Annotated in this window: 14 protein-coding genes; 7 read left to right on the forward strand and 7 right to left on the reverse strand. The window is 70.9% G+C overall.

Annotation, left to right across the window (positions count from 1 at the left end; all coding sequences use genetic code 11):
• The first annotated feature begins 45 nt into the window (after positions 1 to 45).
• Positions 46 to 861 carry a carbon-nitrogen family hydrolase gene (locus ACFV9O_RS01285; RefSeq protein WP_385410859.1) on the forward strand — a complete coding sequence of 272 codons (816 nt, stop codon included), beginning with the start codon at positions 46 to 48 and terminating at the stop codon, positions 859 to 861.
• Positions 862 to 871: 10 nt separating this feature from the next.
• On the opposite strand, the gene ACFV9O_RS01290 is transcribed toward ACFV9O_RS01285, so the two are convergent.
• Entirely contained in the window at positions 872 to 1,360 is a 489-nt protein-coding gene (locus tag ACFV9O_RS01290) for an LURP-one-related/scramblase family protein (protein ID WP_385410861.1), read from the reverse strand.
• A gap of 39 nt (positions 1,361 to 1,399) precedes the next feature.
• Between ACFV9O_RS01290 and ACFV9O_RS01295 the strand changes: the two genes are divergently transcribed.
• Positions 1,400 to 3,181, forward strand: coding sequence for an NHL domain-containing thioredoxin family protein (locus ACFV9O_RS01295; RefSeq protein ID WP_385410863.1), 1,782 nt, complete (start codon positions 1,400 to 1,402; stop codon positions 3,179 to 3,181).
• Between the two features lie 289 nt (positions 3,182 to 3,470).
• On the opposite strand, the gene ACFV9O_RS01300 is transcribed toward ACFV9O_RS01295, so the two are convergent.
• The 3 genes from ACFV9O_RS01300 to ACFV9O_RS01310 all read right to left on the reverse strand — a co-directional run bounded on the left by ACFV9O_RS01300 (position 3,471) and on the right by ACFV9O_RS01310 (position 7,067).
• The gene (locus ACFV9O_RS01300; protein WP_385410865.1) at positions 3,471 to 3,701 is read right to left on the reverse strand and encodes a DUF6458 family protein; all 231 of its coding nucleotides are present in this window, start codon (positions 3,699 to 3,701) and stop codon (positions 3,471 to 3,473) included.
• Between the two features lie 77 nt (positions 3,702 to 3,778).
• A complete protein-coding gene (locus tag ACFV9O_RS01305; RefSeq protein ID WP_385410867.1) occupies positions 3,779 to 5,080 on the reverse strand; it encodes a M18 family aminopeptidase in 1,302 nt (433 codons plus the stop codon).
• A 160-nt stretch (positions 5,081 to 5,240) separates the two neighbouring features.
• Positions 5,241 to 7,067 carry an acyl-CoA dehydrogenase gene (locus ACFV9O_RS01310; RefSeq protein WP_385410869.1) on the reverse strand — a complete coding sequence of 609 codons (1,827 nt, stop codon included), beginning with the start codon at positions 7,065 to 7,067 and terminating at the stop codon, positions 5,241 to 5,243.
• Between the two features lie 280 nt (positions 7,068 to 7,347).
• On the opposite strand from ACFV9O_RS01310, the gene ACFV9O_RS01315 reads away from it, so the two are divergent.
• From ACFV9O_RS01315 to ACFV9O_RS01325, 3 genes are all read left to right on the forward strand, one after another.
• Positions 7,348 to 7,851 (forward strand): SseB family protein, encoded by a 504-nt coding sequence (locus ACFV9O_RS01315; RefSeq protein ID WP_385410870.1) that lies wholly within the window; start codon positions 7,348 to 7,350, stop codon positions 7,849 to 7,851.
• A 124-nt stretch (positions 7,852 to 7,975) separates the two neighbouring features.
• Positions 7,976 to 8,932 carry a pirin family protein gene (locus tag ACFV9O_RS01320; protein ID WP_385410872.1) on the forward strand — a complete coding sequence of 319 codons (957 nt, stop codon included), beginning with the start codon at positions 7,976 to 7,978 and terminating at the stop codon, positions 8,930 to 8,932.
• 145 nt (positions 8,933 to 9,077) lie between these two features.
• On the forward strand, positions 9,078 to 10,196 hold the full coding sequence (locus tag ACFV9O_RS01325) for an AI-2E family transporter (RefSeq protein ID WP_385410874.1): 1,119 nt from the start codon (positions 9,078 to 9,080) through the stop codon (positions 10,194 to 10,196).
• On the opposite strand, the gene ACFV9O_RS01330 is transcribed toward ACFV9O_RS01325, so the two are convergent.
• Entirely contained in the window at positions 10,118 to 12,298 is a 2,181-nt protein-coding gene (locus ACFV9O_RS01330; RefSeq protein ID WP_385410875.1) for a SpoIIE family protein phosphatase, read from the reverse strand. The genes ACFV9O_RS01325 and ACFV9O_RS01330 overlap by 79 nt on opposite strands.
• A 159-nt stretch (positions 12,299 to 12,457) precedes the next feature.
• Here ACFV9O_RS01330 and aspS point away from each other — a divergent pair, with 159 nt between their 5' ends.
• On the forward strand, positions 12,458 to 14,245 hold the full coding sequence (aspS, locus tag ACFV9O_RS01335; RefSeq protein ID WP_385410877.1) for an aspartate--tRNA ligase: 1,788 nt from the start codon (positions 12,458 to 12,460) through the stop codon (positions 14,243 to 14,245).
• A gap of 228 nt (positions 14,246 to 14,473) precedes the next feature.
• The gene (locus ACFV9O_RS01340; protein WP_385410878.1) at positions 14,474 to 15,235 is read left to right on the forward strand and encodes a hypothetical protein; all 762 of its coding nucleotides are present in this window, start codon (positions 14,474 to 14,476) and stop codon (positions 15,233 to 15,235) included.
• A gap of 162 nt (positions 15,236 to 15,397) precedes the next feature.
• Here the strand turns inward: ACFV9O_RS01340 and metG are convergent, their stop codons facing one another.
• Positions 15,398 to 17,014, reverse strand: a complete 1,617-nt coding sequence (gene metG, locus ACFV9O_RS01345; protein ID WP_385410879.1) for a methionine--tRNA ligase — start codon at positions 17,012 to 17,014, stop codon at positions 15,398 to 15,400.
• Between the two features lie 457 nt (positions 17,015 to 17,471).
• Positions 17,472 to 19,211 (reverse strand): VWA domain-containing protein, encoded by a 1,740-nt coding sequence (locus tag ACFV9O_RS01350; RefSeq protein WP_385410881.1) that lies wholly within the window; start codon positions 19,209 to 19,211, stop codon positions 17,472 to 17,474.
• Positions 19,212 to 19,416: the final 205 nt, after the last annotated feature.

The raw sequence follows: 19,416 nt of genomic DNA on the forward strand, positions 1-19,416 counted from the left end.
ATCGTAGGCCCGTGTTGACGGCTCGAATGCCAGGACGGTGGTAGTGTGCGCGCCTCGCTCATCCAGATCGCAGTAGACCCGGACGAATCCATCGATTCCCGCAGGCAGCGAGCGGCTTCCCTGGTACGGGAGCAGGCCGGCGCCGATCTCGTCGTCCTGCCCGAGCTGTGGCCCGTCGGAGCCTTCGCCTACGAGCTGTTCGAAGCGGAAGCGGAACCGCTCGAGGGCCCCACGTACGAGGCGATGTCCAAGGCGGCGAGCGACGCGGGCGTCTGGTTGCACGCCGGCTCCGTCGTCGAACGGGCTGAATCCGACAGCGGCTCCGCCGCGGGTGAAGGCCCCCTCTACAACACGTCCCTGGTCTTCTCCCCCACCGGCGAGCTCGCCCGGATCTACCGCAAGATCCACCGCTTCGGCTTCGACAAGGGCGAGGCCGTGATGATGGCCGCGGGCACCGAGCTCGTCACCGTCCCGCTGCCCGACGCCACGCTCGGCCTCTCCACCTGCTACGACCTCCGCTTCCCCGAGCTCTACCGCGGCCTGGTCGACGCGGGCGCGGACGTCCTCGTCGTCGCGGCCGGCTGGCCCGAGCGCCGCCGCGCCCACTGGACCCTCCTCGCGCAGGCCCGCGCCGTCGAGAACCAGGCGTACGTTCTCGCCGTCGGCAGCGCCGGCACCCACGCGGGCGTCGAACAGGCCGGCCACAGCATCGTCGTCGATCCCTGGGGCGAGGTCCTCGCGGAAGCGGGCGCGGCGGAGGAGGTCCTCACCGTCGACCTCGACCCGTCGAAGGTCGCGACGACCCGTGAGCAGTTCCCGGCCCTCAAGGACCGCGTGCTGGGCCTGCCGGCACCGCGGTGAGAAGGCAGCCTCAGCCCCGTTCCCGCTCCGCCATCCGGATCACGCACACCGCGACCGCGATCAGCAGTGCCGCGTCCGCGTCCTCCCGTACGACGTCCACCGCGTACGTGTCCCTGACCGTGAGCCATCTGCGCGAGATGTCGGCCAGCAGCTCCCCCTCGTACTCGACCGCGAACTCCCGGTCCAGGATCTTCCCGCTGACATCCAGCTCCGTCCCGTCGGCCAGGATCACCCGGAAGTGGTTCCGCAACAGCGACAGCCGCTTGCGCCGGACGACGGCCAGTGCCTCCTCGCCGCGCTCGATCGTCATCGCGTCGCGCATGCTGAACAGCTTCTGCCGCAGCGTGACCAGCACCCGCCCGGCCGGGTCCTTCAGCTCGAGCGTGTCCCGCAGCCGCAGCGCCTTGCCGTCGACGAGGAAGGCGTGGCGCCCGCGTTCGTCGTCGATCCAGTAGTCGTCGCCGACGGCGAAGATCTTGTCGCGTACGAGGTACCTCATGCGGAATGCGTACCCCGCCCGGTGCGGTTGGATGGGGGTATGGCTACACGTGCACGCGTCCGGGCCCCCCAGCTGATCGGCAAGGGCGGCTGGCTGAACACCGGCGGAACCGATCTGACCCTCGCTGACCTGCGAGGACGCATCGTCGTTCTCGATTTTTGGACCTTTTGCTGCATCAACTGTCTGCACGTCCTGGACGAGCTCCGCGAGCTCGAGGAGAAGCACCGGGACACGCTGGTGATGATCGGCGTGCATTCGCCGAAGTTCGTGCACGAGGCCGAGCACCAGGCCGTCGCCGACGCCGTCGAGCGGTACAAGGTGCACCACCCGGTCCTGGACGACCCCGAGCTCGCGACGTGGAAGCAGTACGCCGTGCGGGCCTGGCCGACGCTCGTGGTGATCGACCCCGAGGGGTACGTCGTCGCGCAGCACGCCGGTGAGGGGCATGCGCACGCCATCGAGCGGCTGGTCGAGGAGCTGGAGACGGAGCACGAGGCGAAGGGGACACTGCGGCGCGGGGACGGGCCCTATGTGCCGCCGGAGCCCATGGCGACCGATCTGCGGTTCCCCGGGAAGGCCGTGGTGCTGCCGTCCGGGAACTTCCTGGTGTCCGACTCGACCCGGCATCAGCTGGTCGAGCTGGAGGCGGACGGCGAGACCGTCGTGCGGCGGATCGGGGACGGGGAGTTCCGGGAGCCGCAGGGCCTCGCGCTGCTGCCCGACGGCAAGGTCGTCGTCGCCGACACCGTGAACCACGCGCTGCGGACGTACGACCCGGAGACCGGTGCGATCGAGATCGTCGCCGGTACCGGGCGGCAGTGGCGGCAGGGGTCGCCCACGTCAGGTCCCGCGCGGGAGGTGGACCTGTCGTCGCCGTGGGACGTGGCCTGGTGGCAGGGCAAGGTGTGGATCGCGATGGCAGGCATCCACCAGCTGTGGACGTACGACCCCGAGGCCGGGACGGTCCAGGTGGCCGCCGGTACGACCAACGAGGGGCTCGTCGACGGGCCCGCGGCCGAGGCGTGGTTCGCGCAGCCGTCCGGGCTCGCCGCCACCGACGACCGGCTGTGGATCGCCGACTCGGAGACCTCCGCGCTGCGCTGGATCGACACCGAAGGGGTCGTCCACACCGCGGTCGGCACCGGTCTGTTCGACTTCGGCCACCGGGACGGGGCCGCCGGCCAGGCGCTGCTCCAGCACCCGCTCGGCGTGACCGCGCTGCCCGACGGCTCGGTCGCCGTGTCCGACACGTACAACCACGCGCTGCGCCGCTACGAACCGGCGAGCGGCGAGGTCACGACCCTCGCCACCGATCTGCGCGAGCCGTCCGGCGCCGTCCTCGTCGGCGAGGACATCGTGGTCGTGGAGTCGGCCAGGCACCGGCTGACCCGGCTGCGGCTGCCCGAGGAGGCCGTACGGGTCGAGGCGGTCGCCCACCACACGCAGCGCGCCGCGACCGAAGTCGCCCCCGGGACGCTGCGGTTGGACGTGGTCTTCCAGGCTCCGGCCGGGCAGAAGCTCGACACCCGGTACGGGCCTTCGACGCGGCTGCTCGTCTCCTCGACCCCGCCGGAGCTGCTGGCCGCCGGCGAGGGCGCGGGCACCGATCTGTTCCGGGAGCTGGAGCTGAACCCCTCGGTGACGGAGGGCGTGCTGCACGTCTCGGCGATGGCGGCGTCCTGCGACGACGACCCGGCGAACGAGTACCCGGCCTGCCACGTGCACCAGCAGGACTGGGGTGTTCCGGTCCGCGTGACGGACGAGGGCGCGGCCCGGCTGCCGCTCGTCCTCGCGGGGATGGACGAGGGGCCTGCCGCGTAGCCCCGACGGCAGGACCTGGAGGAGCAGAACCTGGCGCGCCGGCGGCTTTCCCCTCGCGCCGTCGAGGCAACCGGCCACCCACAACCCAGGGTTGTGGGTGGCCCTGCGGCCGCGGACGGCCGTCGTACCGCGTGATCAGTGCGCCCGCGAGCGCGATGCCCGTTGCCGCCGCCACGGTGCCCGCGACGGCGATCTTTCCGCGTGACGGCCCCTGGCGAGGTACGAGGCTCGTCCTCCGTCCCGGCAGAACCATGCGAAACACCGTGTCAGGCACGGTGTTTCGCAGGTTTCAGCGGCGGTATCCGGTCGTGCCGTCCTCGTCGACGACCGTCGGGGAGGATGGCGGCACCACCACCCGTCGCCGGCGCGCGATGCTCGTGAACGTGGCGACACCGATGATGCCGACCGCCATCATGATGAGACCGACCAGATCGAGATTGATGCTCTCGGCCTCCCAATCGGTCGCGAAGGTGAGAATCGCCCCCGCACCGATGAGCAGGATGCAGCCTCCCAGGCCCATGATCTCCGCCTCCCAATGTGCGTAGGTGGTACGGGTACCCCGACTCGTCGCACCTACGCGGGGGAGGCCGTCCGGCGTCAGCTCTCGAGGAACGCCACCAGCGCGTTGGCCAGCAGATACGGGTCGTCCGCGCCGCACAGTTCGCGGGCGCTGTGCATCGACAGGATGGCGACGCCGATGTCGACGGTCCGGATTCCGTGGCGCGCGGCGGTGATCGGGCCGATCGTGGTGCCGCACGGCATCGCGTTGTTGGAGACGAAGGTCTGCCACGGCACTCCGGCGCGCTCGCAGGCCGCCGCGAACGCGGCGCGGCCGCTGCCGTCGGTCGCGTACCGCTGGTTGACGTTGACCTTCAGGATGGGGCCGCCGTTCGCGCGCGGGTGGTGCGTCGGGTCGTGGCGCTCCGCGTAGTTGGGGTGCACGGCGTGGCCGGTGTCGGACGACAGGCAGACCGTGCCGGCGAAGGCGCGGGCCCGGTCCTCGTACGAGCCGCCGCGCGCGAACACCGAGCGCTCCAGGACCGATCCGAGCAGCGGGCCGTCCGCGCCGGTGTCCGCCTGGGAGCCGTTCTCCTCGTGGTCGAAGGCGGCGAGCACCGGGATGTACGACAGCGCGTCGCGGCCCGACACGGCGACGAGCGCGGCCGTGCCGGCGTGCACGGACAGCAGGTTGTCCATCCGCGGCCCGGCGACGAGCTCGCGGTCGCGGCCGAGGTACGCGGGCGCCTCCAGGGCGTGCGTCATGAGGTCCCAGCCGGTGATGTCCCCGGCGGCCAGCCCCGACTCCTCCTCCAGGAAGGAGATCAGGTCGCGCTCGCCGACACTGTCGCCCAGGCCCCAGATGGGCTGCATGTGCTTCTGCTTGTCGAGCTGCAGGCCCTTCTCGTAGATCGAGCGGTCCATGTGGATGGCCAGCTGGGGTACGCGCAGCAGCGGGCGGTCGATGTTGACCAGCCGGGTCGTGCCGTCGCGCAGCGAGAGCCGGCCGGCCAGGCCGAGGTCCCGGTCGAGCCAGGAGTTGAGCAGCGGCCCGCCGTAGATCTCGACGGCGACCTGCCGCCAGCCGTGCGCGCCCATGTCTGGCTGCGGCTTGACGCGCAGGTTCGGCGAGTCGGTGTGCGCGCCGACGATGCGGAACGGGGTGTGCGGCGCCGCGCTCTCGGGGACGTACCAGGCGACGAGCGCCCCGCCCCGCAGCACGTACTTCCCGCCGCTCGTCCCGTCCCAGGCGTCGGTCTCCTCGACCTGGCGGAAACCGGCCTTCTCCAGCCGCTCGGCGGCGTTCGCCACGGCGTGGTACGGCGACGGGGACGCCGCCAGGAAGGACATGAGGTCGTCGGTGTGGCCGCGGTCGAAGCGGGAGGGTGCGCTGCTGCTCATGGTGTTCACCTTAACGACGGAACGGGGCCCGCTCCCGGGAAGGGAAGCGGGCCCCGTACGAGGAGGCACTGCGGAGGCTGTGCAGCTGGGCCGGTTCAGGGCCGGATCCGGACGGGAGCCGGTCGGGTTCCGGACCGAACCCGACCGCCTCCCGGGCCGGCTAGAACGCGGCCTCGTCCAGCTCCATCAGCTCGTTGTCGACGCCCTCGGCGATCTCGCGGGCGAGCGAGACGCCCGGCAGGACGTTCGCGGCGAAGAACTTCGCCGCGGCGATCTTGCCCTGGTAGAAGGCCTTGTCCTTCGCGGACGCGGTCTGCAGCTTCTCGGCGGCGACGGCCGCGCCGCGCAGCAGCAGGTAGCCGACGACGACGTCGCCGGAGGCCATCAGCAGTCGGGTGGTGTTGAGGCCGACCTTGTAGATGTTCTTGACGTCATCACCGGTGGCGGTGAGGTCGGTCAGCATGCGGCCGACGATCCCCTCCAGGTCGACGGCGGCCTTGGCGAGCGCGTCACGGGCGCCGGCCAGCTCGTCGCCGCCGGTGCCGACCGCGAGGAACTTCTTGATCTCCTCGGCGAGGGCGTTCAGCGACTGGCCCTGGTCACGGACGATCTTCCGGAAGAAGAAGTCCTGGCCCTGGATGGCCGTGGTGCCCTCGTAGAGGGTGTCGATCTTGGCGTCCCGGATGTACTGCTCGATCGGGTACTCCTGGAGGTACCCGGAGCCGCCGAAGGTCTGCAGGGACTGGGCCAGCTGCTCGTAGGCCTTCTCGGAGCCGTAGCCCTTGACGATCGGGAGCAGCAGGTCGTTCAGGCCGTGCAGGGACTTGGCGTCCTCGCCCGCGGCCTCCTTGGCGGCGATCTCGTCCTGCACCGCGGCGGTGTAGAGGACGAGGGAGCGCATGCCCTCCGCGTACGCCTTCTGCGTCATGAGGGAGCGGCGCACGTCGGGGTGGTGCGTGATGGTGACCTTGGGCGCGGTCTTGTCCATGAACTGCGACAGGTCGGAGCCCTGGACGCGCTCCTTGGCGTACTCCAGCGCGTTCAGGTAACCCGTCGACAGGGTGGAGATCGCCTTCGTGCCGACCATCATGCGGGCGAACTCGATGATCATGAACATCTGGCGGATGCCGTCGTGCTTGTCGCCGATCAGCCAGCCCTTGGCGGGGTGCTTGTCGCCGAACGTCATCTCGCAGGTGTTGGACGCCTTGAGGCCCATCTTGTGCTCGACGTTCGTCGCGTAGACGCCGTTGCGCTCGCCCAGCTCGCCGGTCTCCCAGTCGAAGTGGAACTTCGGGACCAGGAAGAGGGACAGGCCCTTGGTGCCGGGGCCGTGGCCCTCGGGGCGCGCCAGCACGTAGTGGAGGATGTTCTCCTCCATGTCGTGCTCACCGGAGGTGATGAAGCGCTTCACGCCCTCGATGTGCCAGGAGCCGTCCTCCTGCTGGATGGCCTTGGTGCGGCCGGCGCCCACGTCGGAGCCGGCGTCCGGCTCGGTGAGGACCATCGTGGAGCCCCAGCGCTTCTCGACCGCGATCTGCGCGACCTTCTTCTGCGCCTCGTTGCCCTCCTCGAAGAGGACCCCTGCGAAGGCCGGACCCGAGGAGTACATCCATATCGCGGGGTTCGAGCCCAGCAGCAGCTCGGCGTAGGACCAGACCAGGGAGCGCGGCGCGGTGGTGCCGCCGATCTCTTCGGGCAGACCGAGGCGCCAGTACTCGGAGTCCATGAAGGCCTTGTAGCTCTTCTTGAAGGACGCCGGGACCGGAGCGGTGTTGGTCTCGGGGTCGAACACCGGCGGGTTGCGGTCGGCGTCCGCGAAGGACTCGGCGAGGTCGTTCTCCGCGAGGCGGGCGATCTCGTCGAGGATGCTCTTGGCGGTCTCGACGTCCATCTCCGCGAACGGGCCGGTGCCGTACAGCTTGTCGCGCCCGAGGACCTCGAAGAGGTTGAACTCGATGTCGCGGAGATTCGACTTGTAGTGCCCCATGGCGACGGCTCCGTAAGGGATCGGGGAGGCAGGGTTCCTCGTACCTCAGTACATCTACCAGCAAGTAGCTACGATGATGCTACCCACCGGTAATAACGTGCAACCCCGACCGGACAACTGTGACGCGCGGCGCATGCGGGCGGCCCTCACGAGAGGCCGGCGACCGGCGGTCGTCGCGGCCCGGGGTCGCGCGAAGCCACTCGTCCGGGCTCGGGGTCCGGTCGTCCGGTACGCGGAAGCGGCGCACCGGTGGGGGTGGGGACCCACTACGCTCGGGGGCATGTACGGCTACGACCAGAACCCCGGTGCTCAGCAGCACTACGGCGCCCCGCCGCAGCAGCCGATGTCCGGTGCCGGCATACCGGGTGCCGGATACGGCGGGCAGTCCGCCGGATACGGTGAGCAGCCGCTGTACCCCGAGCCGTCGCCGCCGTCGCTCGCGGACGCGGTGCGGGCGTTCACGACGGGGTCGCTGTCCGCGGAGGACTTCCAGCAGATCTTCGCGACGTCGAAGGTGTACTGCCCGCGCGGCGACAATCCCGGGTTCCTGGCGCTGCACAACACGCAGCAGCCGGTGATCCCGATGTTCACGTCGCTCAAGGAGCTTCGGCGGTACGCGGGCAAGGAGTCGAAGTACTTCGTGATCACGGGGGCCGAGGTGATCGATCTGCTGCCGACGGGGTACGGCTTCGTCCTGGACATGGAGGGCGATCACCGGATGGTGTTCGACGCGAAGGCCGTGGAGCAGATGGTCGACTTCGCGATGCGCCGTATGTACGGATGAGTCGGAATGCGGCCGATAGCGGCCGTCGTGACCTGCGCCCGGGAATTGATCCCGGGCGTTTCGCGTTCCGGGTGGCAAGAAGTTCATCGTTCAACTAAACTCGGATGCACAAGGAGGTCCCGCCATGCCTGCAGTGACTGTCGAGAACCCGCTCACCCTGCCGCGCGTCGCCGCGCCCGCCGATGCCCAGGCGCGCCCCGTGCTCGCCGTGACCACGGCGCCCAGCGGATTCGAGGGGGAGGGCTTCCCGGTGCGACGTGCGTTCGCCGGGATCAACTACAAGCACCTCGATCCGTTCATCATGATGGACCAGATGGGCGAGGTGGAGTACGCGCCGGGCGAGCCCAAGGGCACCCCGTGGCACCCGCACCGCGGCTTCGAGACCGTCACGTACATCATCGACGGCGTCTTCGACCACCAGGACTCCAACGGTGGTGGCGGCACCATCACCAATGGGGACACCCAGTGGATGACCGCGGGTGCCGGCCTCCTGCACATCGAGGCGCCGCCGGAGTCGCTGGTCATGTCCGGCGGCCTCTTCCACGGTCTGCAGCTGTGGGTGAACCTGCCGGCCAAGGACAAGATGATGCCCCCGCGCTACCAGGACATCCGCGGTGGCCAGGTCCAGCTGCTGACCAGCCCCGACGGCGGCGCGCTGCTGCGGGTCATCGCCGGTGAGCTGGACGGCCACGAGGGCCCCGGCATCACGCACACGCCGATCACCATGGTCCACGCGACCCTGCGCCCCGGCGCCGAGATCAACCTGCCGTGGCGCGAGGACTTCAACGGTCTGGTGTACGTCCTCGCCGGCCGTGGCAGCGTCGGTACGGACCGTCGTCCGATCCACAGCGGCCAGACCGCCGTCTTCGGCGCGGGCTCCTCGCTGACCGTCCGCGCGGACGAGAAGCAGGACTCGAACACGCCGGACCTGGAGGTCGTGCTGCTCGGCGGGCAGCCGATCCGCGAGCCCATGGCGCACTACGGGCCGTTCGTGATGAACACCCGCGAGGAGCTGCAGCAGGCCTTCGAGGACTTCCAGAAGGGCCGGCTGGGCACCATCCCCGCCGTGCACGGGATGTAAGCCCGGACCGCGCCGCGGTTGCTCCGCCGACCCACCCGCCGCGCCCGGCCCGCACTGCCGGGCGCGGCACCGTACCTGATGCGGCGTCACCCGTCCGGACCGGGCGGGCGCGCCGCGGCGTACCGGGCGTGATCGGCTGGGGGCCGTGCCCCCGTCGCAGCCCTCGCACCAGCCGCTCCTTCCCGCACCGGTGAGGCGTCTCGCCGCCTGGTGCGCGGTCGCGCTGCTCGTCGCCGGGGTCGCCGCCGTCGGGGTGTGGCTGGTCATCGTCCTCAAGACCGCCGTCACGCCCGTGTTGCTCGCACTGCTCGGCACCGCGCTCCTCCGGCCCCTGTACCGGCGGCTCATCCGGATGAAGGTGCAGCGTTCGCTGGCTGCCGGGCTGACCTGCGTCGCCGTGGTCGCGGTCGTCGGCGGGGCCGTGTACATCGTGGTCAGCGCCCTCATCGAGACCGGGGACGAGATCATCGCCGCGCTCAAGCGGGCCGCCGCGGATCTCGCGAAGTACTTCGGTGCAGCCGGGACGTCGCTCGACGACCTGGCGACCAACTCCAAGGATCTGCTGAGCAAGTTCGGCGGGACGGCCGCGTCCGGAGTGATCTCCGGGCTCAGCGTCGTCGGCGAGGTGATCGCGATCGCCGTCCTCGCCCTGCTGCTGATGTTCTTCTTCCTCCGTGACGGCGACCGTGCGGTCGGCGCCCTGCGCTCGCTCGTGCCCCGTTCCGCCGGTGACCTTGCGGAGGCCATGGGGCGACGGGCCTTCGGGGCCGTCGAGGGCTTCATGCGCGGGACCACGTTCATCGCGCTCATCGACGCGGTCTTCATCACCACCGGTCTGCTGATCCTGCGCGTGCCCGGCGCGGTCGGACTCGGGGCGCTCGTCTTCGTCGGCGCGTACATCCCCTATCTCGGGGCCTTCGTCTCCGGTGCGGTCGCCATCCTCGTCGCACTCGCGGACCGGGGGGTCGTGATCGCGCTGTGGGTGCTGGGCGTGGTCATCGCCGTACAGCAACTGGAGGGGCACGTTCTGCAGCCCATGATCCAGGGCCGGATGGTCCGGATGCATCCGGCGGTCGTGATGCTGGCGATCACGGCCGGGGCGACCATCGCCGGCGTCCTCGGGATGCTGCTCGCCGTGCCGCTGACCGCCGCCGCGTTCGGCGTGATCGGCGAGCTGCGCAAGCGCTACGAACCCGTCGGCGAGCCCACCGAGGGACCCGGCGGCAGCACCTCCGGAGCGCCCTCCGGCGGACCCGGCTCGTAGAGCTCGAACCAGATCGACTTGCCCTCGCCCCGCGGATTCACGCCCCAGGCGTCCGCGAGCATCTCCATCAGCACCAGACCGCGCCCGGACGACGCCATCTCGCCGGGCCGCCGCTTGTGCGGCAGCTCGTCGCTGGCGTCCGAGACCTCGACCCGCAGCCGCCGGCTCCCGTGCTCACCCGCCGCCTCCGCCACCAGCAGTGCGTCGCCGTCGGTGTGCACGAGCACATTGGTGACGATCTCGGAGACCATCAACACGGCCGAGTCGATCTGCTCCCCGTCCGCCCAGTCGTGCAGCAGATCGCGCATCTGCTGCCGGGCGACCGAGAGCCGTTCCGGCTCGGCCTGGGCGACGGTGAGGACGCTACGGCGCGGGGCCCGGCGGGCCGGCTTCCCGAGCCGGGACAGCAGCAGCACCGCGATGTCGTCCTCGCGCCGGTCGGCGAGCGGCCCCGTCGTGTAGTGCGAGGCGGGCCCGTGCACGGCCTGGACGAGCGCGTCGGCGAGCTTCTCCAGCTCCAGCGAGTCGCCCTCGCCGCGGTGCTCCTCCAGCACGGCCCGGATCCGGTCCCAGCCGCTCTGCAGGTCGTGGCCGCCGGTCTCCAGCAGCCCGTCCGTGCAGACCATGATCGTCTCGCCGGGTTCGAGCGCGATCCGCGTCGTCGGATAGTCCGTGTCCGGGTCGATGCCGAGCGGCAGTCCGCCGGCGGTGGGCCGCAGGATGACCGTTCCGTCGGCCATCCGGATCGCCGGGTCGGGGTGCCCGGCGCGCGCGATGTCGAGGGTGCCGGTCGCCGGGTCGCACTCCAGGTAGAGGCAGGTCGCGAAGCGGGGTCCGCTGTACGAGCCGATGCGGCCGACCACGTCGCCGTCGTCGTACGCCTCGCTCTCCGCGTACTCGTGCAGCCCCACCAGGAAGCGCGAGGCCCGTGAGAGCACGGCGTCGGGGCGATGCCCCTCGGATGCGTACGCGCGCAGGGCGATCCGCAGCTGCCCCATCAGCCCGGCAGCCCGGACGTCATGGCCCTGCACGTCCCCGATGACCAGCGCGATCCGCCCGCTCGGCAGCGGGATCAGGTCGTACCAGTCGCCACCCACCTGCAGCCCCCCGCCGGTCGGCACGTACCGCGCCGCCACCGACATCCCCGGGATGCCCGGCCCCAGGCTCGGCATCATCGAGCGCTGCAGACCGCGCGACAGCTCCCGCTCGTTCTCGGCGACCCCGGCCCGGGCGAGGGCCTGCGCCAGCATCCGCGCGACGGTGGTGAGCACGGACCGCTCGTCGGGCGTGAAGGCGACCGGATGACGGAAGGCCGCCATCCAGGCGCCCATCGTGCGCCCCGCGACGATCAGCGGGACGAAGGCCCAGGAGCGGCGGCCGAAGCGCTCGATGACCGGCCAGATGGTGGGGTAGCGGCGGCGGTACTCCCCGGGGGACGCGATGTAGAGCGCCCGGCCGGTACGGATGACCTCGGCGGCCGGGTACTCGGTCTCCAGCGGCATGTCGGCGAAGGGGCCGCCGTCGTCCGGGTCGTACCCGTGCTGACCGAGGACGTTCAGCCGGCCGCCCTCGATCCCGAAGACGGCGAGACCGTCGGGCGAGAAGCCCGGCATCGACAGGGACGCGGCGACCCGTAGCACCTCCGCGGTCGACCGCGCCTCGGCCAGCGCCCGGCCCGCGTCGAGCAGGAAGGCCTCGCGGGAGCGGCGCCAGTCGCCGGTGACGGGGGTGTGCGCGGCGGTCGTGCCGGAATGGGGCTCGGCGACCTCCTGGAGGGTGCCGGTCAGCTTGTAGTCGCCGGCCTCGATGACCGGCTTGGAGCGGACGCGCACGGTACGCAGCACCCGGCCCGCCTCGTCCACCACGCGCAGCCGGGCCTCGGCGAGGGTGTCCTCGGCGACCGCGAGATTCACGACGCCGTAGATCTCGTTCCAGTCGACCGGGTGGAAACGGGAGCGCACGGCGGCCTGGGTGAAGGTGCCCGCTCCGGAGGGCAGCCCGAGCAGCCGGGCGGCCTCGGCGTCGAGGGAGACCGTCCCGGAGGCGTTGTCCCAGCTCCACAGGCCGGTCGCGATCGCGGCCAGGACGTCCTCGGTGCGCATTTTCCTACTGTATTCACGTCTCGTGGGCATTTACATACCGGGCCTCCGGCCACACGCCGCCCGGGCCCATGCGTAATGACGGAAAGCGGATCCCGGCCGGAAGGTAACCTGAGTGGGTCTGCCCACATCCCCACCGCGACGAAGACTGGATGAACGACGATGCATCGGTACAGGTCCCACACCTGCGGCGAGCTCCGCGCCTCTGACGTCGGTACCGACGTCCGGCTGAGCGGCTGGCTGCACAATCGCCGAGACCTGGGTGGCATCCTCTTCATCGATCTGCGCGACCACTACGGTCTGGTCCAGCTGGTCGCCCGCCCCGGCACCGCGGCCAACGAGGCGCTCAGCCACCTCACCAAGGAGTCCGTCGTCCGCATCGACGGCAAGGTCTCCGCCCGTGGCGCCGAGAACGTCAACCCGGACCTGCCGACCGGCGAGGTCGAGATCGAGGTCACCGAGGTCGAGGTGCTCGGCGCCTCCGCCCAGCTGCCCTTCACGATCAACACGGACGACGGCGTCAACGAGGAGCGGCGCCTGGAGTACCGCTTCCTGGACCTGCGCCGCGAGCGCATGCACCGCAACATCATGCTGCGCACCGCCGTCATCTCCGCCATCCGGCACAAGATGACCGCGCTCGGCTTCAACGAGATGGCCACCCCGATCCTCACCGCGAGCTCCCCCGAGGGCGCCCGTGACTTCCTGGTGCCGTCCCGCCTCAACCCGGGCAAGTTCTACGCGCTGCCGCAGGCCCCGCAGCAGTTCAAGCAGCTGCTGATGATCGCGGGCTTCGACCGCTACTTCCAGATCGCGCCCTGCTTCCGCGACGAGGACGCCCGCGCCGACCGCTCGCCGGGCGAGTTCTACCAGCTCGACATCGAGATGTCCTTCGTCGAGCAGGAGGACGTCTTCCAGCCGGTCGAGAAGCTGATGACCGAGCTGTTCGAGGAGTTCGGCGGCGGCCGCCATGTCACCTCGCCGTTCCCGCGGATCCCGTTCCGCGAGGCGATGCTGAAGTACGGCTCCGACAAGCCGGACCTCCGTGCCCAGCTGGAGCTCGTCGACATCACCGACATCTTCGAGGGCTCCGAGTTCAAGGCCTTCGCGGGCAAGCACGTGCGTGCGCTGCCGGTGCCGGCCGTCCAGGACCAGCCGCGGAAGTTCTTCGACCAGCTCGGCGAGTACGCGGTCGAGCAGGGCGCCAAGGGCCTCGCCTGGGTGCGCGTGGGCGAGGACGGCACGCTGTCCGGCCCCATCGCCAAGTTCCTCACCGAGGAGAACGTCAAGGTCCTCACCGAGCGCCTCGGCCTGGCCCCCGGCCACGCGGTGTTCTTCGGCGCGGGCGACTTCGAAGAGGTCTCCAAGATCATGGGCGCGGTGCGGGTCGAGGCCGCGCGCCGTGCGGGCCACTTCGAGGAGAACGTCTTCCGGTTCTGCTGGATCGTCGACTTCCCGATGTACGAGCGGGACGCGGAGACCGGCAAGCTCGACTTCTCGCACAACCCGTTCTCCATGCCGCAGGGCGGCCTCGAGGCCCTGGAGACCCAGGACCCGCTGGACATCCTCGGCTGGCAGTACGACATCGTCTGCAACGGCGTGGAGCTGTCCTCCGGCGCGATCCGTAACCATGAGCCCGAGATCATGTTCAAGGCGTTCGAGATCGCGGGCTACGACCGCGAGACCGTGGAGCAGGAGTTCTCCGGAATGCTCCGCGCCTTCCAGTACGGCGCCCCGCCGCACGGCGGCATCGCCCCGGGCGTCGACCGCATCGTGATGCTGCTGGCCGACGAGCCGAACATCCGCGAGACGATCGCCTTCCCGCTGAACCAGAACGCGCAGGACCTGCTCATGGGCGCGCCCGCGGAGGTCGACGAGGCCCGCCTAAAGGAGCTCCACATCAGCGTCTACAAGGGCCCGGCGAAGCCGACGCCGTACAAGCCCACCAAGTGAGGCCATAGGCCGCACGGCCACACGTTCACACGAGGGGCCCGGAACCGGAAGGTTCCGGGCCCCTCGTGCGCGTTCTCGCGTAATTCGTGCTCCTTACGAGTCGTTCCCGCCGCCGGGGCCGACGCCGGGCGGCCCGAACGGGAAGGGAGGGCAGGGACGGATGAGGTACCGCCCATGACGGACCGGACGGTCAGTCGGACCGGACGGACCACGAGAGGACATCGCGGAGTGCTCAGCACCGTACTGACCAGAGCAGCGGCAGCGGGGACGGCTGCCGGACTGCTGGCCGCCGGACTGCTGCTCGGAGGCTGCGCGAAATCCACGCCGCCACGTCCGGCCGCCGGCCCGCCGCACCCCCAGGCAGCGAACGGGAAGGCCGTCCCGGCGCGGCCCGCCGAGATCCCGGGACTGGGCCCGGCGACCCGCGCCGACATCCCGGACGGCACCTCCCAGGCCGTCGTCGTGACCGGCGACGCCAAGGACTCCAGCGACTCCATGGCCGTCCTGTACGAGCGCGACCCGGACAAGGGCTGGCAGCAGGTGTCCGGGGCCTGGCCGGCGCACAACGCGCTCAACGGCTGGACCGACGAGCACTGGGCCGGCGACAACCGCTCACCCATCGGCGTCTTCGGCCTCACCGACGCGGGCGGCCGGCTCCCGGACCCGGGCACGAGGCTCCCGTACCACGAGACACCGGTCTTCAACGCCCAGGGAACCGGGTTCCTCGGGGAACCGCTCGAAGGCTCCTTCGACTACGTCGTCGCGATCAACTACAACCGCTACCCGGGCACGTCGCCGCTCTACGACGACGGCAGCCGACCCATGGGCTGGGACCGGGGCGGCGGGGTCTGGATGCACGTCGACCACGAGGGGCCCACGCAGGCGTGCGTCTCGCTGGCGCTGGAGCACATGCGGGAGCTCCTGCTGTGGCTGGACCCGAAGAAGGAGCCGGTGGTGGTGATGGGCGACGCGACGTCGCTGGCCCGCTAGAGCAAGGACGAGGGGCCCGGAACCTGTGCGGTTCCGGGCCCCTCGGGCCTGGCGTACGACGCGCGCGTCGCGGCGAAGGCCTCAGTCCTTCTTCGGCTCCTCGATGTGCGGGCTGTGTCCTCTGGGGGGCGACCCCCAGACCCCCGGGTTCCCGCGAAGGCCTCAGCCCTTCTTCGGCTCCTCGATGCGCGGGAACAGCACCGCGCCCTTCGTCACCGTCGAGCCGGCCGGGAGCCGGCCCCAGTCCGCCGCGTCCTGGACGCGCTGCTCCGCCAGGGCGCCGAGCGTCGGCTCCGCGCCCAGGGAGTCCCACAGCTTCTGGGACGTTTCCGGCATGACCGCGTTCAGCAGGACCGCGACGGCCCGCAGGGACTCGGCCGCCGTGTACAGGATGGTCGCGAGGCGGGCCTTGGCCTCGTCGGATTCGTCCTTGGCGACCTTCCACGGCTCCTGCTCCGTGATGTAGCCGTTGACCTGCTTCACGAAGTCGAAGATCGCCAGGATGCCGCCCTGGAAGTCCAGCTCCTCGCCGATCCTCCGGTCGGCCTCGGCCACGGCCTTCGCCAGGCCCTCCTGGACCGCCTTCTCGGCCTCGCCGTTCGCCGTCGCCTCGGGCAGCGTTCCGCCGAAGTACTTGCCGACCATCGCGGCGACGCGCGACGCCAGGTTGCCGTAGTCGTTGGCGAGCTCGCTCGTGTAGCGGGCGGTGAAGTCCTCCCACGAGAACGAGCCGTCCTGGCCGAACGCGATGGCGCGCAGGAAGTACCAGCGGTACGCGTCCACGCCGAAGTGCGAGGTCAGGTCCTGCGGCTTGATGCCCGTCAGGTTCGACTTCGACATCTTCTCGCCGCCGACCATCAGCCAGCCGTTGGCCGCGACCTTTCCTGGCACCGGCAGGCCCTGCGCCATCAGCATCGCGGGCCAGATGATCGCGTGGAAGCGGAGGATGTCCTTGCCGATGAGGTGCACGTTCGCCGGGAAGGTCTCGTCGAACTTCTCCGGGTTCTCGTTGTAGCCAACCGCCGTCGCGTAGTTCAGCAGGGCGTCGATCCACACGTAGATGACGTGCTTCTCGTCCCACGGGACCTTGACGCCCCAGTCGAACGTCGACCGGGAGATCGAGAGGTCCTGCATGCCCTGCTTGACGAAGTTCACGACCTCGTTGCGGGCGGACTCGGGCTGGATGAAGCCGGGGTTCGCCTCGTAGAACTCCAGCAGCTTCGGGCCGTACTCGCTGAGCTTGAAGAAGTAGTTCTCCTCCTTGAGGATCTCCACCGGCTTCTTGTGCACGGGGCACAGCTTCTGCCCGGCGAAGTCGCCCTCGCCGTCGATCAGCTCGCCGGGGAGCTTGTACTCCTCACAACCCACGCAGTACGGGCCCTCGTACCCGCCCTTGTAGATCTCGCCCTTGTCGTACAGGTCCTGCACGAACTCCTGGACGCGGTCCGTGTGACGCTTCTCCGTCGTCCGGATGAAGTCGTCGTTCGCGATCTCCAGGTGCTTCCAGAGGGGCTTCCAGGCCTCCTCCACGAGCTTGTCGCACCACTCCTGCGGGGTGACGCCGTTCGCCTCCGCGGTGCGCATGACCTTCTGACCGTGCTCGTCCGTGCCGGTGAGGAACCACACCTTCTCGCCGCGCTGACGATGCCAGCGCGTGAGCACGTCGCCTGCGACGGTCGTGTAGGCGTGGCCCAGGTGAGGAGCGTCGTTGACGTAGTAGATGGGGGTCGAGACGTAGAAAGCCTTCGTCCCCTGCTTCTCGGATCCAGTGGCCGCCATGGTCGAAATCCTAACGGCCACCGGAAGATCGACTCACACTCATAATGCGCGGCGGCCGGCCGGGCCGTCCGGCGGAGACGTCGCCGGAACATCCCGTCCGGCCGGAAGAGGGCATGCGGGCACTGGTCTCGGAGGACGCGGAAGTGCCGGCGGAGCCGACGCCACCGGGCTGCGGCGGGCCTTGGGCCGGGGCTGATCCGCACGGTCCAGGGCGTGGGGTACGACCGGCCCGGTCATCGCGGCGGAGGGCATTCCGGGGCTTTTCGAGCCGTTCCGGCGAGGGAGGACCGTGACCGGACGGGCCCACGCCGGGGCTCGGGCTCTCCATTGTCCGGTCGATTGTCCGGTCGATTGTCCGGTCGATTGTCCGGTCGATCGCCGTCGCGCACGGCGGAACGGTGGAGGCGGAGGGCGGGCTCGTGGTGCGGGTGAGCCGGCCCTCCGCCTCGGCTTCTTGTCAGCTGTCGCGGCTGTTCAGCCACTCCGGGAAGGCGCCGAGGAGCCCCTCGTAGAGCTCGGCGTCGGTGAGCTCGCGGGGGTCCGGGCCGGCGTGGAAGAACGCGGCGTTGCCGGCATCCTCGTCCGCGTCGACCTTGCGGAGGAAGTCGAAGCCCTTGGCCTCGTACTCCCCGAACGCCACGAACTGCCAGAAGACCGGCTTGCCCGCGGCGTCCGCGAGAGCCTGCTTGGCGGGCTGCTTGGCGTCGGGCGCGCCGTCGGTCTGGAAGACGACGAGGGCGGGCCCCTCGGCGCCGGACTTCTCGTAGTGCTCGACGACCTCCTCGACGGCACGGTGGTAGCTGGTGCGCCCCATGTGGCCGAGGCCCGCGTGGAGCTCGTCCACCCGGCCCTCGTGGTCGGCGAGCGTCAGCTCCCCGGTCCCGTCGATGTCGGTCGAGAAGAAGACCACGTGCACGGTCGCGGCCTCGTCGAGGTGCGCGGCGAGCGCGAGCACCTGCTCGCCCAGCTGCTGCGCGCTGCCGTCCTTGTAGTACGGCCGCATCGACCCCGACCGGTCCAGTACGAGGTAGACCTTGGCCCGCGCACCTGCCGCGCCGGCGTCCTTGAGCACGGTCCCGGCCGCCTTGTACGCGCCGACGAGCCCGGCGGCCCGCGCCTTGACCCGCGCGAGCGAGTAGGCGGGCTTGCCTGCGGCGGTTTCCGTGTCCGTCTCGGCTTCGGCGGGCGTCGGCTCGGCGTCGGCGGTGGGCGTCGGCTCGGCGTCGGCCTCGGCGGGCGTCGGCTCCGCGCCGGCTTCGGTGGGCGTCGGCGCGTCGGCCTCGGGCGAGGCGGTGGGCGTCGGCGCCTCGGGCGCCTCCACGGAGGCCTCTTCGCGGGCGGCCGGGATCGTCACTGCCGCCTCGGGGGCGGAATCGACGGCGGGCTCGTCGGTCTCGGTCCCGGTCCCGGTCTCGGCCTCGGCCTCGGCCTCGGCCTCGGTCTCGGCCGCGGGACGGTTCTCGTCGGCCGTGTCAGGCGCGTCGGCCTGGGCGGGGATGACCGCGGCGGGAGCCTCGGACTCCGCCTCGGCGGGGGCGGTCTCGGTCTCGGCCTCGGACCGGTCTTCGGCGTCCGTGGCGGGTGCGCCGTCGGCCTGGGCGGGGATGACCGGGGCGGGGGCCTCGGGCTCCGCCCCGGCGGGGGCGGTCTCGGTCTCGGCCTTCGGCTCCGCCTCCGCTTCGGCGACGGGCTCGGGCGCCTCGTCCGCAGGCGCGGCAGGGGCCTCCTCGACCACCGTGTCGCCGGCCGTGCCGACGGTGTCGAGGTCCGCCGCCTCCGGCGCAGCGCTTCCCTCGGTGACCGGTTCGGCGTCGGCGTCGCCGTCGGCGTCAACTGCCGTGACGGTTTCACCGCCGGTGTCCTCTGCGGCAGGGGCGGCCTCACCGGCAGCCGGCTCCGCGTCCGCCCGGTCCGCGGCGGGCTCGTCCCCGTCCGCAGCCGCCGGCTCGGTCGCGGGCGACTCCGACTCCGACTCCGCCGTGGTCCTGGCGGACGGAATCGTGGCGCGCGGCGCCGGGTTGTCGAAGGACGCCGCCACCAGGTCCGCCGCACGTTCCTCCGCGGAGACGGGGCCGGTGGGGGCCTCGGCCTGGGGCGGGACGGCGGCGGAGGTCGGCGTGGTTGTCGAGGCGGCCGAGGACGACGACTCCGTACGCTCGCGTCCGAACACTTTGCGCAGCAAGCTCCGAATGCCCATGGGCGAGGCCTTTCGCGTGATTTGGGTGCGATCCATGTCCGGTCCGGGGGTGTCGGGGCGGCAGCCCCGCATCCCTGGCCACGGCGGACACGTAAGGTTAGCGGCCGCCCGTGCGTGATCTCGGCAACCCCCTCCGGTGTCAAGACCGCCCCGGTCGACCCGCATTCATCCCGTGTTCATATGGCCGCCGCCACACTGCACATGT

It is taken from the genome of Streptomyces sp. NPDC059909 (assembly GCF_042730885.1).
Classification (GTDB): domain Bacteria; phylum Actinomycetota; class Actinomycetes; order Streptomycetales; family Streptomycetaceae; genus Streptomyces.

What these genes read in the sequence shown, in the direction of transcription:
- ACFV9O_RS01290 (WP_385410861.1), bottom strand. Translation starts at nt 1,360, where the DNA reads ATGAGGTACCTCGTACGCGACAAGATCTTCGCCGTCGGCGACGACTAC.
- ACFV9O_RS01295 (WP_385410863.1), top strand. Translation starts at nt 1,400, where the DNA reads ATGGCTACACGTGCACGCGTCCGGGCCCCCCAGCTGATCGGCAAGGGC.
- ACFV9O_RS01300 (WP_385410865.1), bottom strand. Translation starts at nt 3,701, where the DNA reads ATGGGCCTGGGAGGCTGCATCCTGCTCATCGGTGCGGGGGCGATTCTC.
- ACFV9O_RS01305 (WP_385410867.1), bottom strand. Translation starts at nt 5,080, where the DNA reads ATGAGCAGCAGCGCACCCTCCCGCTTCGACCGCGGCCACACCGACGAC.
- ACFV9O_RS01310 (WP_385410869.1), bottom strand. Translation starts at nt 7,067, where the DNA reads ATGGGGCACTACAAGTCGAATCTCCGCGACATCGAGTTCAACCTCTTC.
- ACFV9O_RS01315 (WP_385410870.1), top strand. Translation starts at nt 7,348, where the DNA reads ATGTACGGCTACGACCAGAACCCCGGTGCTCAGCAGCACTACGGCGCC.
- ACFV9O_RS01320 (WP_385410872.1), top strand. Translation starts at nt 7,976, where the DNA reads ATGCCTGCAGTGACTGTCGAGAACCCGCTCACCCTGCCGCGCGTCGCC.
- ACFV9O_RS01330 (WP_385410875.1), bottom strand. Translation starts at nt 12,298, where the DNA reads ATGCGCACCGAGGACGTCCTGGCCGCGATCGCGACCGGCCTGTGGAGC.
- aspS (WP_385410877.1), top strand. Translation starts at nt 12,458, where the DNA reads ATGCATCGGTACAGGTCCCACACCTGCGGCGAGCTCCGCGCCTCTGAC.
- metG (WP_385410879.1), bottom strand. Translation starts at nt 17,014, where the DNA reads ATGGCGGCCACTGGATCCGAGAAGCAGGGGACGAAGGCTTTCTACGTC.
- ACFV9O_RS01350 (WP_385410881.1), bottom strand. Translation starts at nt 19,211, where the DNA reads ATGGGCATTCGGAGCTTGCTGCGCAAAGTGTTCGGACGCGAGCGTACG.